Source organism: Burkholderia sp. DN3021, assembly GCF_049805555.1.
GTDB classification, from domain to species: Bacteria; Pseudomonadota; Gammaproteobacteria; order Burkholderiales; family Burkholderiaceae; genus Burkholderia; species Burkholderia pyrrocinia_C.
In genome coordinates this window covers 1-23,038 of record NZ_JBNCAB010000017.1, presented here as the reverse complement: position 1 = coordinate 23,038, position 23,038 = coordinate 1, and the positions used below count along the sequence as shown (strand labels likewise).

Annotated in this window: 4 protein-coding genes; all 4 read left to right on the top strand. The window is 67.7% G+C overall.

Annotated features, from left to right (window positions below):
• Positions 1-8 precede the first annotated feature (8 nt).
• Complete coding sequence (locus ACPUER_RS11300) at positions 9-1,625, top strand: MBL fold metallo-hydrolase (RefSeq protein ID WP_425131098.1); 1,617 nt, start codon at positions 9-11, stop codon at positions 1,623-1,625.
• Positions 1,613-5,527 carry an amino acid adenylation domain-containing protein gene (locus ACPUER_RS11295; protein WP_425131097.1) on the top strand — a complete coding sequence of 1,305 codons (3,915 nt, stop codon included), beginning with the start codon at positions 1,613-1,615 and terminating at the stop codon, positions 5,525-5,527. The genes ACPUER_RS11300 and ACPUER_RS11295 overlap by 13 nt, the downstream gene beginning before the upstream one ends.
• Positions 5,524-14,610 (top strand): amino acid adenylation domain-containing protein, encoded by a 9,087-nt coding sequence (locus ACPUER_RS11290; RefSeq protein WP_425131128.1) that lies wholly within the window; start codon positions 5,524-5,526, stop codon positions 14,608-14,610. Before ACPUER_RS11295 ends, ACPUER_RS11290 begins: the two co-directional genes overlap by 4 nt.
• A gap of 87 nt (positions 14,611-14,697) precedes the next feature.
• Positions 14,698-23,038: amino acid adenylation domain-containing protein (locus ACPUER_RS11285; RefSeq protein WP_425131096.1), on the top strand; the 8,341-nt coding region annotated here is incomplete at its 3' end.

Below are 23,038 nucleotides of genomic sequence, written 5' to 3'. Positions count from 1 at the left end.
AGCCTTCGTTGACTATTTCGTCCAACACGCAGGTCTACCTGCGACAAAACATCCAGTTCGAACCGCTGATCAACGGCTGGTACGCGTGGTTTCACACGCTTCCGCCGTTGACCGCCGCCCTCAACGTGGCCGAGCGGTTCCTGCCGCTGCTGAAGTCCTATGCCGCATCGCCGATGATGCATGCGGCGGCCTGCAAGGATCCGGCGATGCGCGGCGGCCCGTTCCTCGACCTGGGCGGCAAGCGCGTCGACGAAATCCGCGCGCTGATCGAGCAGACCACCCGGCGCGCGACCCGGCAGCTGGAACTGGCGAAGGCCTACAAGGCGTTCTCCACGCTGCTGCTGGAACGAGCCAAGGGAATGGCTTCGGACCCGCTCTACCCCGAGATTCCGGAGGTGTTGAAAGGCTATGTCGAGATCTACTACGACCTGAACCACAACCCGTCCTTCCGGGTGTTCGAAAGCCTGCTGTACGCGAGCCCGCTCTATGCGCGCGATGCGCAGAGCATCGCGCTGTCGGCGATCGAGGAGAACACGCCCCGACCATTCATTCTCAGCACGCCCCGGCTCAGCGACGAGCGCACGCTGTTCAGCAACATGGCCTTCGACGATCGCGCGCTCGACGCGCTGTTCCGCATGCGCGACACGCCCGGCAGCTACGCGAAAATCGTCGACCTGATGCGCGTGGAGGAGAAGGACGAGCCGCTGTTCCGCTCGTTCTTCGTCGAAGAGGCGCCGGAACCGAAACCGGATCGTTCGTTCGATGGCGACGACATCCGCATCCGTTACTACGGCCACGCGTGCCTGCTGGTCCAGAGCCGGGGCGTGAGCATCCTGATCGATCCGGTGATCAGCTACGGCTACGACACCGCGCTGCCGCGCTATACCTTCTCCGACCTGCCGGACCAGATCGACTACGTGCTGATCACGCACAGCCATCACGATCACATCGTCCTCGAAACGCTGCTGCAGCTTCGCCACAAGGTCAAGACCGTGGTGGTCGGCAGGAATCTCGACGGCTTTCCGCAAGATCCGTCACTGGAACTGGCGTTGCGCAAGCTCGGCTTCGACGACGTGCTGGAAGTTCGGGATGCTCAGGAAATCAAGGTGCCCAACGGGGCCATCACCGCCATTCCGTTCCTGGGCGAACACAACGACCTGGCGATCCAGAGCAAGCAGAGCTTCATGATCCGCTTCGGCACGCGCTCGGTGCTGTGCATCGCCGATTCGTGCAACCTGGACCCTGCCCTTTACGAGCATGTCTTCCGCCTCGCCGGCAAGCCGGACACGCTGTTCGTCGGGATGGAAACCGAGGGCGCGCCGCCGTCCTGGGTCTATGGCCCGCTGTTTCCCAACGCGCTGCCGCGCGACATCGATCAGTCGCGGCGGGCGCGGGGCTGCCAGTTCGGCGAGGCCGCCGCGCTGGTGGACGACTTCGCGTTCAACGCGGCGTATGTCTATGCGATGGGTCAGGAGCCGTGGCTGAACCACCTCCTCGACAACACCTTCGACGAAAACTCGCCCAGCCATATCCAGTCCACCCAGTTCGTCGCGCACTGCAAGGCCAAGGGCATCGCTTCCGAAATCCTGTACGCGACGAGGGAGATCGTGCTTTGTCAGAACTGAATCTCAACACGCTCTCGACCAGCGGGCAATACCAGGAACATGTGGCGTTCTGGAGCGACGCGCTCGGCCGCATCGACGAAGACTTCCGCCTTCAGCAGGCGTGGCAGGCGTATGCGCTGCCGCTCGGCCCCGCGCCGGAACTGACGTTCGAGCTCGACCGCGACGCGGCGCAGGTGCTGGAGAAGCTCGCCGCCGGCAACGAGCTGGGCGCGTTCGTCGTGCTGCTGGCGGCGCTGTTCCGTGTGCTGGGGCGCTACAACGGCGCGGCCGGCCTGTTCCTGGATACGCCGCGCCTGATCGCCGAACCCGCGAGCGGTTCCGCCGATCGCGTCCCGCTGCTCGACGCCATCGAGCCCGGCCCCACGGTTCGCGCGTATCTGAACCAGGTGCGCGACAGGGTGCAGCGCAGCTATTCGTATCAGGATTTTCCGATCGCCGCCCTCGCGCACAAGCGGCATGGCGAACGGCGCACGACCAACGTCGGCGTGCGCTTCGACGGTCTGCACGAAGCCTGGGCGTCGGCCGACTACGACCTGTCGATCGAGATCCGCCATCGCGAGCGCTACGAGATCGTGCTGACGGGCCGGCCGACGGTGTTCACGCTGCATTATCTGCAGCATGTCGCGCGACACCTGCGCAACGTGCTGGCCGGCTTCGGCACGCTGGACGCTCAGCTCGACGCCGTCTCGCTGCTCGACGACGACGAACGCGCGCGCCTTCGTTCGCATGCGGCGCCCGTCGCGGTACATGGAACCTTCCTGGAGCAGTTCGCGCAACGGGTCGCGGCCGCGCCGGACGACATCGCCGTGGTGACCGCCGATGCATCGCTGACCTATGCCGAGCTGGACGACCAGGCGTCCCGGCTGGCGAGCTTCCTGCTCGCGGAATACGCGATCGAACGCGGCGACGTGGTGGGCGTGGTGGCCGACCGTTCCGAGCGCTGGATCGTCGGCATGCTCGGCGCCCTCAAGGCGGGCGCGGTGTATCTGCCGCTCGACCCGGAGTTTCCGCGGGAGCGGCTGCGCTTCATGATCGAGGACGCGAAGGTCAAGGCGCTGCTGACGCACTCGGAACACCTGCCGTTGCTCGCCGATTTCTGGGCGATCCCGATGTTCGCCCTCGACTTCCAGCTCGACACGCTGGCGCCTGCAGCGGCGGCGGCGCAGGTCGAGGTCCGGCCGGACGATGCGGCGTACATCATCTACACGTCCGGCTCCACGGGCGTGCCCAAGGGCGTCGTGCTCGAACACGCAGGGCTCCTGAACATGGCGCAGTACCATGTGGACGCCTTCGGTTTCGATGCCGCCGACCGGTTCGTGCAGTTCTACTCGCCGGGCTTCGACGGCTCGATCATGGAGATTTTCGTCACGCTGCTCGCGGGCGCGCGCCTGGTGCTGGCGAAGCCCGCCGTGATCCGGGACGTGCCGCGTTTCGTCGAATATATCGCGCAGCAGGGCGTCACCACCGTCAACGCGACGCCTGCCTATCTCGCCGCGCTCGACTGGACCGCGCTCGGCGCCGTGAAACGCGTCATCAGCGCGGGCGACAACGCCCGCGCGGCGGATCTGCGCGAACTGGCCCGGACCCGCACGTGCCATAACTCGTACGGCCCCACCGAGGCAACCGTGTGCATCGCGGACTACGTGGTCGACCCGGCAACCGCCTACGGCGCCCGCCTGCCGGTAGGCCGCCCGATCCACAATACGCACCTGTACCTGCTCGACGAGCACGGGGCGCTGGCCCCCGAGGGCTGCACGGGCGAGATCTGCGTGTCCGGCACCGCACTGGCTCGCGGCTATCTCGGCCGGGACGACCTGACGGCCGCCGCTTTCGTCGACCACCCGTTCGAGGCGGGCGAGCGCCTCTATCGCACCGGCGACCTCGGCGTCTGGCTGCCGGACGGCAACCTGGAAGTCACCGGGCGCCGCGACACGCAAGTGAAGATTCGCGGCTATCGCATCGAAATGGGCGAAATCGAAGCGGCGCTCAGGCAGCACGCCGACGTCGCCGACGCGATCGTGTTCGTGCGCGAGGACGCGCCGCAGCACAAGCAGCTGGTGGCCTGCGTCGCGACGGCGACGGCCAGCGTCGCCAGCCTGCGGGAACACCTGAAGGAACGCCTGCCCGAGTTCATGCTGCCGGCGTCGATCGTGACGCTCGAACGCCTGCCGCTGACGCCGAACGGCAAGCCCGACCGCAAGGCGCTCGCCGCGCTGGAACTGGCGCCCGTGCCGGGCGAAACCGCGTACGCCGCGCCGACCAATGACGTCGAAGCGCGCCTGGGCAAGATCTGGTCCGAGGTGCTGGGCCGCGAGCCGATCGGCGTGCACGACAATTTCTTCGAACTGGGCGGCGACTCGATCCTGCTCATCCAGGTGATGTCGCTGGCCCAGCAAATCGGCCTCAAATTCACCGCCGACCAGTTTTTCGCGCATCCGACCATCGCCGAGCTGGCGCAGGTTGCGGTGCAGGCGCCGTCGATCCGGATTTCGCAGGAGCCGGTGGTCGGCCCCGCGCCGCTGACGCCGATCCAGCATTGGTTCTTCGCGCAGGACGTGGCGGATCCGCACCACTACAACCAGTCGACGATGATCGAGGTGCCCGCGTCGCTGCAGCCGGACGTGATCGAGCGCGCGCTGGCGGCCGTCGCGACGCATCACGACGCGCTGCGGCTGAGTTTCGAGCGCGTCGCCGGCGTGTGGCAGCAATCGCATGCGGCGCCGCCGCTGGCGATTCCGCTCGGCGTCACGTCGCTGGCGGACGCGGCGCCCGCCGCACGGCAGGCCGAGATGCTCGCGACGGCCACCCGCATGCAGGAAAGCTTCACGTTGTCCGTGGCGCCGCTGCTGCGCGCTCACCTGTTCCAGTTCGGCCCCGACGAACCGCAACGCCTGCTCGTGGTGGCGCACCATCTGGTGATCGACGGCGTCTCGTGGCGCATCCTGTTCGAAGACCTGTACACCGCGTGTCGCCAGCTCGAAGCGGGCGAAGCGGTGCAGCTCCCGGCCAGGACGACGGCCTGGCGCGACTGGTCGGCGCGTCTGTCCGAACTCGGCGCGACCGCGCTCGACGAGCTGGGCTACTGGCTCCGGGAGCACGCCGACGAGCACGCGTGCTTCGACGACATGCCGGTCGGCACCGTCGCCGAAGCCGGCACGGCGGTCATCGAGTTCGACGCGCAGCAAACGCTCGCGCTGTTGCAGGACGTGCCGCGCGCGTTCAATACCCAGATCAACGAAGTCCTGCTGACGGCCCTGCTGCTCGCGTTCGGCGACTGGACCGGCAACGCGTCGCTGGTCGTCGATCTCGAAGGCCACGGCCGCGAGGACCTCTTCGACGGCGTCGATACGTCACGCACGATCGGCTGGTTCACCGCGCACTATCCGGTGTTCCTGAACGCCGGCGACGCCACCGTGGCGGTCGAGGCGCTGCGCCACGTCAAGGAGCAGCTGCGCGCGGTGCCGATGCGCGGGCTCGGCTACGGCATCGCCCGCTACCTCGGCAACGACGAAGGCATCGCGGCGGCGCTGGAACGGCAGCCGCCGGCGCCGGTGCGCTTCAACTATCTCGGCCAGGTCGATCGCGTGCTGGCCGACGACACGGGCTGGAAACCGGTGCTCGACTTCCAGAGCCCCGAGCACAGCCCGCGCGCGCGTCGCGGCCATCTGTTCGAGATCGACGGGATGGTGTTCGACGGGCGTCTGCACCTGACCTGGCACTACAACCGCGAGGCCTGCACACCCGGCGTCATCGAGCAGCTGACGCAGTGCTACCGCAGCCGTCTGCTGTCGATCGTCGCGGCCAGCGGCGACGGCCCGCGCGGGCTGAGCCCGTCGGACTTCCCGGCCGCGCGCATCAGCCAGGAAGCGCTGGACGCCCTTGTCTCAAGGATCAAATCGTGACATCCCCCACCATCGCCGATATCTACGAGCTCTCCCCGATGCAGGAGGCGATGCTCTTTCATGCCGTGCACTCGCCCGGCACGAGAAGCAGCTTCAACCAGCTCGGTTGCCGGATCACCGGCAGCCTCGATCCCGCGCTGTTTCATGCCGCATGGCAGCAGCTCATCGATCGGCATCCGGTGATGCGCACGTCGTTCCATTGGGAGGAATTCGACAAGCCCATGCAGGTCGTGCACGCGCACGCCACGCTGCCGTGGGTGCAGGACGACTGGCGCGACCTGCCGGAACACGAACAGCGCACGCGGTGGCGCGCGCATCTCGAAAACGACCTGGCCGAGGGCTTCGCGCTGGATCGCGCGCCGCTCGTGCGCTGTCGCCTGGTGCGCGTCGCCGCTGACGCATACCTGTTCAGCTGGAGCCACCATCACATCCTTGCCGACGGCTGGTGCCTGTCGCTCGTCATCGAGGAGATCTTCCAGGTCTATGGCGCGCTCGCGCGCGGCGTGCCGCCGGCGCTCCCCGCGGTGCGCCCCTATCGCGACTATATCCAGTGGCTGCAGCAGCGCGAGCCGCAAGCCGCGCAGCAGTACTGGACACGCTATCTCGAAGGTTTCCACTCGCCGACCCCGCTGCCCACGGCCGCGCGCGCGGAAGCGGGCGAGCGCTTCGGCCAGGGTCTCGCGCAAGTGCAGGCCGACCTGTCGGCCGACCTGAGCGCACGCCTGCGGCAATTCGCGGCCCGGCATCACGTCACCCTCAATACCCTCGCGCAAGCGGCCTGGGCGCTCGTGCTGTCGCGTTACAGCGGGGAGGCCGACGTGGTGTTCGGCGCGGTCGTGTCCGGACGGGGCGCCAATCTGCCGGGGATCGAAACCATGCTCGGCCTGTTCATCAATACGGTTCCGGTGCGGGTGCGGGTCGACCCGCGGCAGCCGCTGGTGCCCTGGCTGAAGATGATCCAGGCGCGCGTGGCCGCCCGCGCGCAGTTCGAGCACACCCCGTTGCCCGACATTCAGCGCTGCAGCGAAGTGCCGCTGACGACGCCGCTGTTCGAGAGCAACCTCACGTTCATGAATTACCCGCTCGACGCGTCGCTGACGCATGGCGCGCACGGGCTGGCGGTCGACGAGGTGCTGCTGTACAACCGCGCCGACATTCCGCTCGAATTCGTGGTGACGGCGCGCGACGACTGGAAGATGGAACTGTCGTTCGACCCGCGGCGCTTCGATGAAGACACCATGCAGCGGATGCTGGGCCACGTGGCCGCGACGCTCGACGCCTTCGCGGCCGATCCGAACCGGCTGCTCGGCCGCCTGCCGATCCTGCCCGAGGCCGAACGCCGGCAGTTGCTGGAGACCTTCAACGACACCGCCGTGCCGTTCGACGCCGCGCGCACCGTGGTGCATCGCCTGGAGCAGGCCGCCGCGGACCACCCCGAGCGGCCCGCGGTCGAGTACCGGGATGACGTCCTGAGCGCGGGCGAACTGAACGCGCGCGCCAACCGCACCGCTCACCGCCTGCTGGCCGCCGCCGAGCTGGGGCCGGACACGCTGGTCGCGATCTGCATGCACCGGTCGGCGCGCCTGATGGAGGCGATCCTCGCCGTCTGGAAGTGCGGCGCCGCCTATATTCCGATCGACCCCAACTATCCGGTGGCCCGCATCCGCACCATTCTCGAGGATTCCGGCGCCGCCCTCGTGATTACCTGCGACGGCCTCCTCCCCCCCGAGCTGGCCGCGCTCGCACCGGTCGTGTCGCTCGACGACGCCACCGATATCGTCGACGACACCAATCCCGGCCGCCCCGTATCGCCCGACAGCCTCGCCTACGTGATCTATACGTCCGGCTCCACCGGCAAGCCCAAAGGGGCGATGGTCGAGCACGCCGGCATGCTGAATCATATGCTCGCCGAGATCGACGAATTTTCGATCTCGGCGTCGTCGGTGATCGCGCAAACCGCGCCGCATTGCTTCGATATTTCGGTCTGGCAATTCTTCACGGCGCCGCTCGTCGGCGGCAGGACCGTGATCGTCGACGACGAATGCATTCGCGATCCCGCAAGTTTCGTCACGACCCTGGAAGCCAGCCGGATCAGCATCGTCGAACTGGTGCCGTCCTATCTGTCCGCCGTGCTCGACCGCGCATCGGAACGGCCGGCGCTGATGCGGCACCTGCGGCACCTGCTCGTCACCGGCGAGATGGTCAGCCCGGCGCTGGTGAAACAGTGGTTCGACGTGTTCCCGGACATCCCCATGGTGAACGCGTACGGCCCGGCGGAAGCGTCCGACGACGTCGCGCAGCACCGCATGACGTGTGCGCCGACCACGCCTTACGTACCGGTCGGCAAGCCGATCCGCAACGTGCGCATCTACGTCGTCGACCCGCAGATGAACCTGTGCCCGATCGGGATTCCCGGCGAACTTTACGTGTCCGGCGTCGCCGTCGGCCGCGGCTATCTGAACAACGAAGCCGCTACGCGGGAGGCTTTCGTCGAGGATCCGTTCCATCCGGACCGCGGTGTCCGCCTGTATCGCACCGGCGACATCGGCTGCTATCTCCCCGATGGAACGATCGTGCTCCACGGCCGCAAGGACCACCAGCTGAAGATCCGCGGCTACCGCATCGAGCTCGCGGAGATCGACAACGCGCTGGCCGCCATTCCGGAAATCCGCCAGGCGGCCGCGCTCGACTATCGCGACGAGACCGGCCGCGCCGCGCTGTGCGCGTATGTCGCGTTCCGCGACGGCGCGTCGCTGAGCGACGGCGAGATTGCCGCCGCGTTGTCCGCCACGCTGCCGGACTATATGGTGCCCGGCATCTACGTGGTGCTCGACGCGCTGCCCTTGAGCGGCAACGGCAAGATCGACCGCAAAGCGCTGCCCCCGCTGGACCGGTCGCGGCTGTCCGCCGCGGCACACGCGCCGACGCTGCCCCGCACGCCCACCGAGACGCTGCTGTGCCGCATCTGGGGAGAAGCGCTGGGTATTGCGCCGCCCGGCATCCACGACAACATCTTCGCGCTGGGCGGCGATTCGATTCTCAGCATGCGCATCGTGTCGCTGGGCGCCAAGGCGGGCCTGAAGCTCACCACCCGGCTCATCTTCCAGCATCCGACGGTCGCCGAGCTCGCCGCCGTGGCTACGCGCGGCACGGTCGGCGCGGCGGAGTTCGTCGCGTCGTCCGGCCCGCTGCCGCTGACGCCCATCCAGAAGGATTTCTTCGCGCAGCGCAAGGACGACCAGGCCCAGTACAACCAGGCGGTCCTGCTCGACGTGCCGGCGGATTTCGATCCGGTGTTGCTGCGCCAGGCGCTGCGGCACGCGATCAAATGGCATGACGCGCTGCGGCTGCGCTTTCGTGCGGGCGAGTCCGGCTGGATTCAGGAAGTCGTCGACGATCCGGATATCCCCGTCGGCGTGTTCGAGATCCGGCGCGATCAGCTCGCGCAGCACGTCGCGCAGGCTCATGCGAGCCTGAATCTGTCGGACGGCCCCGTCGTGCGCGCGGACCTGTTCCGCCTCGATGAAGGCCGTTCGCTGCGTCTGCTGCTGGTCGCCCATCATCTGGTCGTCGACGGCGTGTCGTGGGGCGCACTGCTCGAAACCGTGTACGACGCCTATACCCGCCTGCGCAACGGCCAGGCGCCCGAATTCGCGGGCGGCGGCGCGACGTGGACCGCCTGGACCCGGGCCATCTCGAACTGGGCCGGCTCCGGCGCCGCCGACGCCGACATCGCCCATTGGAACGCCCTGGCGCGTTCCGCGCTGCCCGGCCTGCCGCTCGATCGCGCCGCGTCGGCCGACGCCAATACCGTGTCGTCCGCCGCAACGATCGTGGTCGAACTGGGCGAATCCGCCACCACGGCCCTGCTGGGCGCAGCGCCCCGCGCCTACGACGCGCAGATCAACGACGTGCTGCTTGCCGCGCTCGCGCGTGCCGTCAGCGACTGGAGCGGATGCGCCGACGTGCTGCTGGATCTCGAAGCGCACGGTCGCGAGGAACTGATCGAAGACCTCGACATCTCGCGCACGGTGGGCTGGTTTACGTCCGTCTTCCCGGTCGTGCTGACGGTCGATGCCGGCCCGCACGATCCGGCTCGCCTGGTTGCGTCGGTCAAGACGCAACTGCGCGCCGTCCCGAGCGCGGGCATCACCTACGGTCTGCTGCAGGACAGGCTCGACGGCCCTGTTCCGCAGCCTCGACTGCTGTTCAACTACCTGGGTCAGACCGACCAGATGCTGAACGCCGCACGCGACTGGAAACAGGCCGCGGAGCCAAGCGGAGACGGCCGCAATGCGAACCAGCTGCGCGAGCACCTGCTCGACGTCAACGCCTACGTGACCGGCAACCGCCTGCACGTTGCGTGGGAATTCAGCCGGGCCTGCCACGACACGGACACCATCCGGCGCGTCGCACAAGCCTACGTCACGGCGCTCGAATCTTTGGTCGCCGACCATGCCGTCCAATCCGCATCGACCCGGCCCGCGACCGGTCTGCCGCAGGCGCCGGCCTCGGTCATGCCGGACGAGATCGCCGACGTCTACGCGCTGACGCCGACCCAGCAGGGCATGCTGTTTCACAGCCTGTACGAACCCGCGTCGGATGCCTATTTCAGCAGCCTGAATTTCCGTATCGACGGAGCGCTCGACGTCGAACGGTTCCGCAGCGCGTGGGATACCGTGGCGCACCGGCACGACATCTTGCGAACCTCGTTTCACTGGGAAGAAATCGAAAGCCCCGTGCAGGTCGTGCATCGCCGTATCGACTTGCCGTGGCACGAGGAGGATCTGCGCGCGGCGTCCGCCGTGGAGGCCGAGCAGCGTTGGGAAGCCCACGTGGCGCAAGACCGGGCGCGCGGCTTCGACTTTACCCGCGCACCGCTGATGCGGCTCGCGCTGTTCCGCGTGGAAGATCGGGCCTGGCGCTTCCATTGGAGCCATCACCACATCCTGCTCGACGGGTGGAGCTCAGCCCGACTCCTGAGCGAAGTGGCCGCCACCTATCAGGACCTGGCGGACGAAGGCGCCACGGAGCAGGCCGCGCCGCCCGCCTTCGCCGATTACGTGCGCTGGCTGGCGCGCCAGGACGCCGCCGCGGCGGAACGCTTCTGGAAGACGAAGCTGGCGGATTTCCCGGCGACGACGCCGCTCGTGCTGGGTCGCCCCGAACTCGACGGCACGGCCGCGCCGGGCGCCTATGTGGAAGAGCCGCTGCTGCTCTCCGAAAGCGACACGCAACGGCTCGTCGCCTTCGCGCAAACCCATCGCCTCACCCTCAACACGCTCGCGCAGGGCGCGTGGGCGCAGTTGCTGAGCCGCTATAGCGGCGAAGCGGACGTCGTGTTCGGCACGATCGTTTCCGGTCGCCCGGCGTCGCTGCCGGCGTCGGACGAGATGGTCGGCCTGTTCATCAACACGCTGCCGGTGCGGGTCCGCATCGACGCGCGCCCGACGTCCGCGTGGCTGGCGCAATTGCAGATGGATCTCGCGCAGCAGGAGGAATATGCGCACTATCCGCTGGCCGACATCCAGAAATTCGCCGGCCTGCCGCCCGGCGTACCGCTCTTCGAGAGCCTGCTCATCTTCCAGAACTATCCGGTCGAGGAAGCGCTGGCCGATGCGCTGCCCGGCTTGCGGATCGGCGAATTCCAGGTGTCCGATCCGAACAATTACCCGCTGACGCTGGTCGTGACGCCGGGCAAGCGCCTGTCGCTGCAGGTGCTGTACGACGATGGCCGGTTCGATCGCGAAACGATCGTCCGCCTGCTGCGCCATGTCGAAACCCTGCTCGTCGGCCTGGCGGGCGCGGCAGATCGCCCGAACCGCAGCGTTGCGCTCCTCACCGCCGCCGAGCGGGACGCCATCCTGCTGGGCTGGAACGATACCGTCGCGCCGGTTCCGTCCGACCGGACGCTGCCCGAACTGATCGAGGCCGTCGCCGCCGCTCACCCGGAGCGCATTGCGATCCGCCACGGCACGGAGGTCCGCACCTATCGGGACCTCGTCGAAGGCGCCAACCGGATCGCCGATCATCTGCTGCAGACGGCGCCGATCCGGCCGGACGACCGGATCGCCGTCTGGATGCCGCGCTCGCCGCTGATGCTGGAAACGATCCTGGCCATCTGGAAGTGCGGCGCGGCGTATGTTCCGGTCGATCCCGCCTATCCGGCCCAGCGGGTCGAGACCATCCTGACGCTGGCCCGGCCGACCATCATCGTCGGCACCGACTGCCAGCCGCCGCCGGCGCTGGCGTCGATCCCGCTGGTCGATCCCGCCCGCCTGCCCGTCCGTCACGACACGGGAGCGCCGACGCCGCGCTGCCGGCCCGCGGACCTCGCCTACGTGATCTTCACGTCGGGTTCGACCGGCCAACCGAAGGGCGCGATGGTCGAGCATCGCGGCATGCTCAATCACGTGCTCGCGATGGCGCGCAGGGTCGGGCTCGGCGCTCAGAGCGCGGTCGCCCAGACCGCTTCGCACTGCTCCGATATTTCGGTCTGGCAGTGCTTCGCCGCGCTGGCGTCGGGCGGCACGACGGTGATCTATCCCGATGCCGTCATCCTCGAGCCCGCGCGCCTGATCGACAGCCTGCACCGCGACCGCATCACGGCGATGCAATTCGTGCCGTCCTATCTGGCGACCTTTCTCGGCGAGCTGGAACGGCACGCGGCGCCGGCCTTCCCGCACCTCGAAACGCTGCTGACGATCGGCGAAACCCTGCAGCCCGCCGCCGCGCAAGCCTGGTTCCGCCTGAATCCGGCGGTCCGGCTCATCAACGCCTATGGGCCGACCGAGGCGTCGGACTCCGTCGCGCATTACAGCATGGAGCGTGCGCCGGATCTGCCGGCGATTCCGATCGGCCGCCCGATCGAGAACCTGCGCCTCTACGTCGTGGATGCCGACATGAATCCGTGCCCGGCCGGCGTCAAGGGCGAGATCTGCATCGGGGGCGTCGGCGTCGGGCGCGGCTACCTGTTCGACGAAGCACGCACCCGGGCGGTGTTCCGCGACGATCCGTTCAGTCCGGAACCGGGTGCGCGCCTGTATCGCACCGGCGACATCGGCTGCTTCGGGCCGGACGGCAATCTCCACTTCTTCGGCCGCCGCGACTTCCAGGTCAAGATCCGCGGGTATCGCATCGAGCTCGGGGAAATCGAAGCCGCGCTGACCGGTCTCGCAGGCATCTCCAACGCCGTCGTGGTCGCCCGCGAGACGTCGGGCCCGGAAAAGACCCTGTGCGGCTACGCGTCGGGTACCGGCTGGACGCCCAAAGGCCTGCGCGACGCACTGCGCGAAAAGCTGCCGGCGCATATGGTGCCCGACACCGTGATGCTGCTGCCGGCGCTGCCCGTCATGCCGAACGGCAAGATCAACCGCGCCGCGCTGCCGCTCCCGGATGCCGCGTCCGTCCCCGACGGCGTGCCGGCCGAACCGCAGACGCCTGTCGAAGCGGCGCTGCTGCGCATCTTCGCCGAGGTGCTCGGCCGCCGGCCGAACGGCGTCGACGACGATTTCTTCGAGCATGGCGGCCAAAGCCTCAAGGCGATCCAGATGGTCAGCCGGATCCGGCGCGAACTGAAACTGAACGTCGCGGTCGCCGACATCTTCCATGCGCCGTCGCCGCGCGCGCTCGCGCAGAAGCTGGCTGCCACGCCCGTCGACGGCGCCGGCGGCGACGCGATCATCCCGGCGCTTGCCGTGCAACCGTCCTACGCGGTGTCTCGCGCGCAGAAGCGGATCTGGCTCGCCAGCCGCAGCGCGGATCCGTCCACGTACAACATGGCAGGCGCGCTGCAGCTGGACGGCGCGGTGGATACGGCGCGCCTCGTTCGCGCGTTTGACGCGCTGGTCGATCGCCACGAGAGCCTGCGCACCGTGTTTGCGATGATCGAGGGCGAGCTGCGGCAACGCATCCTCACCCGCGAGGCATCCGGATTCCGGGTCGAGCAAATGGATCTGGCGGACGATGCCGGCCCGCAAACGATCGATGCGCTGATTCGCGCGGAAAGCGAGCAGCCGTTCGATCTCGCGTCGGGACCGCTCTTTCGCGTCAAGCTGGTCCGGCTCTCGCCGACGAAACATCTGCTGCTGCTGAACATGCACCACGCGATATCGGATGCGTGGTCGATCCGCGTGCTGACCGACGACCTGCATGCGCTTTATGCGGGACGCGACCTGCCGCCGCTTTCGATCCAGTACCGCGACTACGCCGCGTGGCACAACGCGAGCCTCGCAGGTCCGCGCGCCGCCGCGCATCGCGCCTACTGGCTCGAGCAACTGGCGCCGCCGCTGCCCCGCCTGCAACTGGCATCGGACTACCCGCGTCCCGAGCGGCTCGGTCATGCCGGGCAGACGCTCGAAGTCGAACTGTCGGAGCCGCAGGCGGCGGGACTCGCGACGCTGGCCCGCGCTCACCATACGTCGCTCTATGCGGTGCTCCTGGCGTCGTTCTGCGTGCTGATGCACCGCTACACGGGGCGTGAAGACATCGTCATCGGCAGCGTGTCGGCCGGGCGTGACAGCGAACAGCTCGAATCGCAGATCGGGGTGTTCCTCAACACCGTCGTGCTCCGCGTGCCGGTGCGGAAATCCGCGACCGTCGCCGAGGTGATCGACGGTGTGGCGAAGGCCTCCACGCAAGCGCTGGAGCATGCGTCCTATCCGTTCGACGTGCTGCTGGAAGACCTGAAGATCCGTACCCCGGCGAGCCATTTCCCGATCTTCGACATTCAAGCGAACTACGTTTCGATACCCGCGCCGCAGCCCGGTCTGCACATCACGGACATCTCGCAGACGGACAGCACGGCCAAGTTCGACCTGTCCTTCCAGATCGTGGAAAGCGAAGGCAGGCACCTTATCCAGTTCATCTACAACACCCGCCTGTTCCGCCCCGCGACCATCGCCGCGATGCGCGATCGACTGCTCGCGATCCACGACGTCTTCCGCCGCGATCCGACCACGCCGGTCGATCGCATCCCGCTCTCCGCCGACGCGCCCGCCGCCAGCCCAAGGGTCCGGGTCGGCCTGCGCCTGAAGCGCGCGCCCGAAGTCACGGCCGACGACGTGCTCGAGGAGAAGACGTGATGCGGGCCGGCCGGAGTTCGAGCAGCGGGCGCCGTGCGCGCTGCTTCGGGTTGTTTCAGGTGAACAAAACGTCTCAAGGAGTTTCCTGTGCAAGACAATAACGTGCTGGTCACCGACCATCGCTATGCGCATACCGCGCGCTTCTGGCGCGAAAGCCTTTCCCTGGTGACCGGCGTCTACCGGATCGCAGCGCACGCCCCGAGTCGGCAGCCGGGTCGCCTGCTGTCCCGCACGGTGCCGCTCACGCCCGCGTCGCTCGACCTGTTGCGGCGCATCGGCGACGGCGAGCTTGCCGAGTTCGCCGTCACGGCCGCGGGCATTGCGTTCCTGCTCTGGAAATACTTCCGGATTCCGGTCACGGTGCTCGGAACGCCGGGGCTTGCCGAGCATCCGCCGGCCCGTGCCGCCACCGTTCCGCTGATCATCGAGGTCCGTCCCGAGGAGCGCGTCGAGGACTACCTGTCGCGCGTGGCGGGAATCGTGGAAGACAGCTACGCCGAGCACCATTTCCCGCTGGAAACGCTCGTGCGCAACGAAAAGGACATGGATCTCGCGCAGCTCACGAAAGTCGCGCTGGTGGATGATCGGGTGCACCACGCGCTGACCGATCAGGACGACGACCTGCAGTTGCACCTGCGGCTCGCGCGCGGCGAAATCGAGCTCCGTCATACCGGCGCCATCGAGCCGTTCGTCATCGACGGTTTCGCGAACAGCCTCGGCGCGGTGCTGGAGGCATTCGAACACCTCGACAAGCCGGTCGGCGACATCGAATCGAGCCCGCCGGAAGAGCGCCGGCTGCTGGCCGCCTTCAACGAAACCGCGGCGGCCGGGCCCGGCCACCTCACGGTCGTCGACATGTTCGAGGCGCAGGTCGCCCGCACGCCGGCGGCGCCGGCCCTGGTCACCGACAGTTCGCTGATGACCTACGCCGACCTGAACGCCCGGGCCAACAGTCTGGCGGATCAGTTGGTCAACCACTACGGCGTCGGCCCGGAATCGCTGGTCGGCGTCATGCTCGACCGTTCCGAATGGATGATCGTCGCGATTCTCGGCATATTGAAGGCGGGGGCGGCGTTCGTTCCGCTGGATCCGGCGTATCCGGCCGAACGGATCAATCACATTCTCGGCGACACCGGCCTGCCGCTGCTGGTGACCCAGTCGAGTCAACTGGCGCAGTGGTATGAATTCTCCGGCGCGACGCTGCTGCTGGATCAGGAGCTTCCCGGCTGGACGCCGCTGCCGGACAATCCGCCGCGCCGCGCCGAGCCGGCGAACCTGGCCTACGTGATCTACACGTCCGGCTCGACCGGCCGACCGAAGGGCTGCCTGCTCGAACACCGGAACCTGGCCCACTACATTGCCTGGGCCGCCGGGTATTACTTTCCGGACAGCTCGACCGGCAGTTTCGGCCTGTACAGCTCGCTGTGCTTCGATTTCACGCTGACCAACATCTTCTGCCCGCTGGTTCGCGGCAAGACGCTGCGCATCTATCCGCAGTCGGAAAGCATCGACACCATCCTGGCCCGGATGTTCCAGCCCGGCAGCGGCGTCGACACCCTCAAGCTCACGCCCACCCACATTCACCTGCTGGAATACATGAACCTGGCACGCTCCGGCGTGCGCAAGGTGATCGTCGGCGGCGAGGAACTGACGCCCCAGCACATCGCCACGCTGCGGAAGATCGATCCCGCGATCGAAATCTACAACGAATACGGTCCCACCGAGGCGACGGTCGGCTGCATCGTCGAGCGCGTCGAGGACGCGCCGTCCACGGTGCTGATCGGCCGGCCCATTGCCAACACTCGCGTGTACATGCTCGACGAAGCGCTGCGGCCGGTTCCGATCGGCGTGCCGGGGGAAATCTGCATCGCCGGCGACGGCCTCGCGCGCGGCTACCACCAGCGGCCCGACGTCACCGCCGCGAAATTCGTCGAGCATCCGTTCACCGGCGAAGCGCGCCTCTATCGCACCGGCGACATCGGCCGCTGGCTGCCCGACGGACAGATCCAGTGCTATGGACGCGTCGACGATCAGGTCAAGATCCGCGGGCACCGCGTCGAACTCGGCGAGATCGAGGCCGCGATCGCCGCGCATGAGGATGTCGTCGGCGCGGCGGTCATGCTGCGCGAATCGGCCCACGGGGTGCGCAAGCTGGCGGCCTACGTCAAGGGTTCCGCGAGCCTGAGCGTGCCGGACCTCAGGGCCTATCTGGCCGGGAAACTGCCGGACTACATGGTCCCGTCCGACATCGTCCCGATCGCCGAATTTCCGCTGAACGCCAACGGCAAGCTGGATCGCCCGGCGCTCCTGGCCCTGGAGCCTGCCGCCGCCAGTCTCGACGCCGCCAGTCTCGACGCCACGCCGATCCAGCTCGAACTGGTGCGCATCTGGCGCGAAGTGCTCGACAATCCGGCCGTCGATCTCACCGGCCGCTTCTTCGACTACGGCGGGGATTCGCTGCAGGCCATGCAGCTCGTCTCGCGGATCTGGGGCAGTTTCTCCGTCGAAATCGGCATCGACGCGATCTTCGAACTCCAGACCATCAGCGCGGTGTCCGACCTGATCGAAGCGTCGTCGCACCGGACCGGTTCGACGGCCGGCAACATCCTGCCCCGCTCGCGCGCGAACGACCTGCCGCTGTCCTTTGCGCAGCAGCGCCTGTGGTTCCTCGCGCAACTGGAAGGCCCGTCGGCCACCTATAACATCTCGAGCGCGCTGCGTTTCGACGGCGATCTGGACATCGCGCGCCTGCGGGCCGCCGTGTCCGAAATCAGCCGGCGTCACGAGATCCTGCGCACCACGTTTCCCGCGGTCGACGGCCGCGGGGTTCAACGCATCGCCCCGCCGGCGCCGGTCGCGCTCGACGTCGTCGACGTCGACACCGAGTCCGACACGCTCGCGCTGCTCGCCGAGGAAGCCGACCGCCCATTCGATCTCGCCGCCGGGCCGCTCTATCGTGTCGTGCTGTATCGCGTGCATGAGCGCCTGCACGTCTTCGGCATCACGATGCATCACATCATTTCCGATGCATGGTCGTCAGGCATCCTCATCGGCGAACTGGCCGCGCTCTATGCCGGCCAGCCTCTGCCGGAACTGGCCGTCCAGTACGCGGACTACGCCGCCTGGCAGCACGAACGCCTGGCGTCGGCCGACACGCATCGGGAACTGGCGCTCGTGAGCGCGGCGCTGGCTGACGCGCCGGACCTGATCGAACTGCCCACCGATCGCCCCCGGCCCGCCATCCAGCGTTTTCACGGCGCGGTTCTGCCGTTCCAGTTGAACGGCGAACGCACGGACGGCCTGCGCGCGATCGCGCGTGCGTCCGGCACCAGCACGTTCATGGTCGTGCTCGCCGCGTATGCGCTGCTCCTTTCGCGGTACAGCAACCAGCAAGACCTCGTCATCGGCTCCCCGATCGCCAATCGGCGTTCCAGCATGACCGAGCCGCTGATCGGCTTCTTCGCGAACATGCTCGCGCTGCGCGTGGATCTGTCGGGCAATCCGACCTTCGGCGAACTGCTGGCGCGCGTGAAGCGCGTCGCGCTGGACGGCTACAGCCGCCAGGAGATTCCGTTCGAGCAGGTGGTGGACTCGCTCAAGCTCGAACGCAACCTGAGCCGCACGCCGGTTTTCCAGGCCGTGTTCGCGTATGAGAAAGCGCAGCCCCATGCGGTGAACTTCCCCGGTCTCGTGGCAACGCCGGTGTCGGTGGAGACCCACACCGCCAAGTTCGACCTCACGCTGCATATCCAGGATGCCGACCACGGCCTCGCGGGCTCGCTGGAATACAACCTCGACCTGTTCGACGCCGCCACGATCGATCGCATGGCGGAACACTTCCGCACGCTCGTCGATGCCGTGGTCGCCGATCCGAACCGGCCGCTCAGCGAGCTTTCGTTGTCGAGCGATGCGGAGCGGAACCTGCTGACTGTCGAGTGGAACCGGACCGAGATGGATTTCGGCGCCGACGCCGAACAACCGCTGCATTGGCTGTTCGAACAGCAAGTCGAGCGCACGCCCGACGCCGTCGTCGCCGTCTGCGACGACGCCTCGCTCACCTACGCCGAACTCAACCTGCGCGCCAACCGCCTCGCCCATCGCCTCATCGAACTCGGTGTCGTTCCCGATGCTCTCGTCGGCGTCGCCATGGAGCGCTCGCTCGACATGATCGTCGTGCTGCTCGCGATCCTCAAGGCCGGCGGCGCTTACGTCCCCGTCGATCCCGACTACCCCGCCGAGCGCGTGCGCTTCATGATCGACAACGCGCAGTTGCGCTGGCTCCTCACCCAGCAGCATCTGCTTGACGCGCTGCCCGACACCGACGCCCGCGTGATCGTCGTCGATCGCGACGCGCTCGACCTCGACGCCGCGCCCGCGTCCAACCCCGCGCCTGCGCTGAGCGGCGAGAACCTCGCCTACATGATCTACACCTCCGGTTCGACCGGCAGGCCCAAGGGCGCGCTCAACACCCATCGCGCCATCACCAACCGCATCCTCTGGATGCAGCACGCCTACGCGCTCGACGCCGACGATGCCGTGCTGCAGAAAACCCCGTTCAGCTTCGACGTCTCGGTCTGGGAATTCTTCTGGCCGCTCATCACCGGCGCGCGCCTCGTGTTCGCCCGCCCCGGCGGCCAGCGCGAGACCGACTACCTGGTCGAACTCATCGAGCGCGAACGGATCACCACGATCCATTTCGTGCCGTCGATGCTGCGCGCCTTTCTCGATCATCCGGACCTCGACGCGCACTGCGCGTCGCTGCGCCGCGTCGTATGCAGCGGCGAGGCCCTGCCGTTCGACCTGCAGCAGCGTTGCTTCGCGCGCCTCGACGTCAGGCTGTTCAACCTCTACGGCCCCACCGAGGCCGCCGTCGACGTGACCGCTTGGGAATGCCGGCGCGACGACCCGCACCGCATCGTGCCGATCGGCCGGCCCATCGCCAATACCCGCCTCTATATCGTGGACGCGCAGCTGCAACCCGTGCCGGTCGGCGTGGCGGGCGAGCTGCTGATCGGCGGCACGCCGGTCGGCCGCGGCTACCACGGCGAGCCCGAACTGAGCGCCGAGAAGTTCATTGCCGATCCGTTCTCCGCCGCCCCGCATGCACGCCTCTATCGCACCGGCGATCTCGCGCGCTACCGGCCCGACGGCAACATCGAGTTCCTCGGCCGCATCGACCATCAGATCAAGCTGCGCGGCCTGCGCATCGAACCCGGCGAAATCGAGGCCGCGCTGCGCGAGCATCCGTCGGTCGACGACTGTGTCGTGATCGCGAAAACCGACGGAGCCCGAACGTTCCTCATCGCCTATGTCGCGACCGCATCGCCGGACATCGCCGATCTGCGCGGCCATCTGAGCGGCAAGCTCGCGGACTACATGGTGCCGTCGAGGTTCGTCGCGCTCGAATCCCTGCCGATGCTGCCCAACGGCAAGATCAACCGCAAGGCGCTGCCCGTCCCGGCGGACACGGTCAACGCGGCCCGGTTGCACGCGCCTGCCGTCACACCCAGGGAAGTCCTGCTGGCGTCCATCTGGCAAGACGTGCTGCAACTGCAGTCCATCGGCATTCACGACAATTTCTTCGAACTTGGAGGCGACTCCATCCTGAGCATCCAGGTGATCTCGCGCGCCAATCAGGCGGGACTTCGCGTGACGACGAAACAACTGTTCCAGTATCAGACCGTCGCCCAACTGGCCGCCGCGCCTGAAGAACGGGCAGCGCATGCGCCGAGCGTCAGCCCGCTGGGCGATGCGCCGCTCACCCCGGTCCAGCACTGGTTCTTCGAACAGGAGATCGATGCGCCGTCGCACTACAATCAAACGGTCCTGATTCAGGTGCCGTCGGATATCGACGCGTCGAAGCTCGCCGACGCGTTCCGACAAGTCTACGAACATCACGATGCGTTGCGCCTGCGTTTCTCGCGCAGCGCCGGCGGCTGGACGCAAGAAGTCGTCGCAGCTGGCGAGATGCCGGCGCTCTTTGCGAAGCAAGCGATAGCAGGCGACGCCGGCGAGCGCATGGCGGCCATGCGCGCAGCCGCTGCGCAAGCGGAACGCGGCATCGACATCACGCATGGCCCGTTGCTGGCGGCCCGGCTTTTCTGCTTTGCCGACGAGCCGCTCGCCCGCCTGTTCGTGTCGATTCATCACCTTGCGGTGGACGGCGTGTCATGGCGCGTGCTCCTCGAGGACCTGCATGCCGCCTACCACGGCCAGCCGTTGTCCGAGAAGACGACTTCGTTCCGCGAATGGGCCCTGCACCTGCAGCAACTGGCCCGGTCGCCTGCCATCGGCGACGAAGCCCCACTGTGGCAAGCCCTCCTGTCGCAGGACGTCGAGCCCATGCCGGTCGATTATCCGGCCGCGGGCGCGGCCCACAACGCGGTCGGCGACGCGGCATCCGTTTCATTCGAGCTGGACGAAGCCGAAACCGCGGCGTTGCTGCGCCGGCTGCCGCGGGCCTACGACACCCGCATCAACAACGTCCTGCTCGTCGCGCTCGCGCAAGCATGCAGCATGGTCACGGGCAACGCGCGCACCCGGATCGATGTCGAAAGTCACGGCCGCCACGTGTCCGATGCGCCGATCGACGTCAGCAGGACGGTGGGCTGGTTCACCTCCATCTATCCGATCGTCCTCGAGGTCGACGCGACGCAGACGCCGGAGCAGGCGTTGCGCGACGCGCAGCAACAGTTGCGCCGGATTCCGGCCGAAGGCCTCGGATATTCGCTGCTCCGCTACCTGGGCCCCGACGACGCCGTTCGTGACAGCCTCGCCGCGCTGCCGAATGCCGACATCCTCTTCAACTATCACGGACAACTCGATACCGTGCTGCAGCAATCCGATGGCTGGAGCCCGGCTGCCGAAGACCTCGGTTCGCTGCGCTCCGAGCGAGCCCTGCGCACGCATGCGTTCGAGATCGTCGCCGCCGTTTCCGACGGCAGGCTTCAGGTGGACTGGCGCTACGGCGAGCGTCTCCACCAGCGGCAGACGGTCGAAAACCTGGCCGCGCACTTCAAGGACCGGTTGCTCGACTTCGCGGCGTCGGTTCCCGACACCGCGTGGGACGACCTCGAAGACAGCTACCCGCTCTCGTCCCTGCAGCAGGGCATTCTGTTCCATTCGCTATACGAGCTGGATCCCGCTGCCTATTTCCAGCAGTTCAGCTTCGTCGTCAGCGGCCCGCTCCAGGTGCCGGCGCTCCGGCAAGCCTGGGCCAATGCGCTCGCGCGCCATGCCGTGCTGCGTACCGCGTTCGCGTGGGCCAATCGCGATCATCCCGTCCAGACCGTCCGGCACACGGTCGATCTGCCGTGGACGTTCCTCGACTGGCGACACCGCGATGCATCCCGCCGCGCGCAGGACTTCGATGCATTCCTCGCCGACGACCGGCAGCGCGGCTTCGATTTGCAGCGGGCGCCGTTGTTCCGCTGCACGCTGATTCAGGAAGCGGAGGCACGCCATCGGTTCTGCTGGAGCGCACACCACATCATTCTCGACGGCTGGAGCACCGCCACCCTGATGAAGGAAGTGTTCGCCGATTACCTGTCGCTCGTCCGCACCGGCGTGCCTGCGGTCGCAGCGTCGGCGCCGGGATACCGCAGGTACATCGACTGGCTCGCGCGCCATCCTCGTTCGGCCGACGAAACCTGGTGGCGCGCCGAACTGGCCGGGTTTCATGCCGCCACGCCGATCGCAGCCCATCCGGCCGGGCAGATCTCCGGCGATGCCGCACGGCACGACAAACGCAGGACCCAGCAATTCCTGCTGGACGAGGCCCTGACCGCTCGGCTGCAAGCGCTCATGCGAACCCATCGCCTCACCCTCAACGTCCTGATCCGCGCGGTCTGGGCGTTGGTGCTGCGGCGCCACGCCGGGACGGACGACGTCGTCTTCGGCGTCACCGTGTCCGGTCGCCCGCCGCAGCTCGACGGCGTCGAGTCGATCGTGGGCCTGTTCATCAACACGCTGCCGTTTCGCTTGCGCATCGCGCCGGAACGCCCCTTCATCGAATGGCTGGCGACGGTTCACGCAGCCCAGACGGCGATGGAGCCGCATTCGTACAGCTCGCTGGTCGATATCCAGTCGTGGAGCGAACTGCCCGCCCGCGACAGCCTGTTCGACAGCCTGCTGGTGTTCGAGAACTTCCCGGTTGCCGCCGCCCCCGATCTCGGGCCCGACGACATCGAGATCCTCGACACCCGCGCCTTCGCGGAAGCGCATTACCCGCTGACCCTGACCGTACACCCGGATACGCGCGTCAGCTTCCAGATCGCGCACGATGCGCACCGCGTCGCCCCCGAGGTGGTCCGGCAGATGCTGGACACCATCCGCGCGTTGCTGGAACGATTCGCCGACGACCCGGCCCAGCTGACCGGCCGGCTCGCCGATGCGCCGGCGCCGGCCGCCGGCGGCCAGCCGGCCGCGC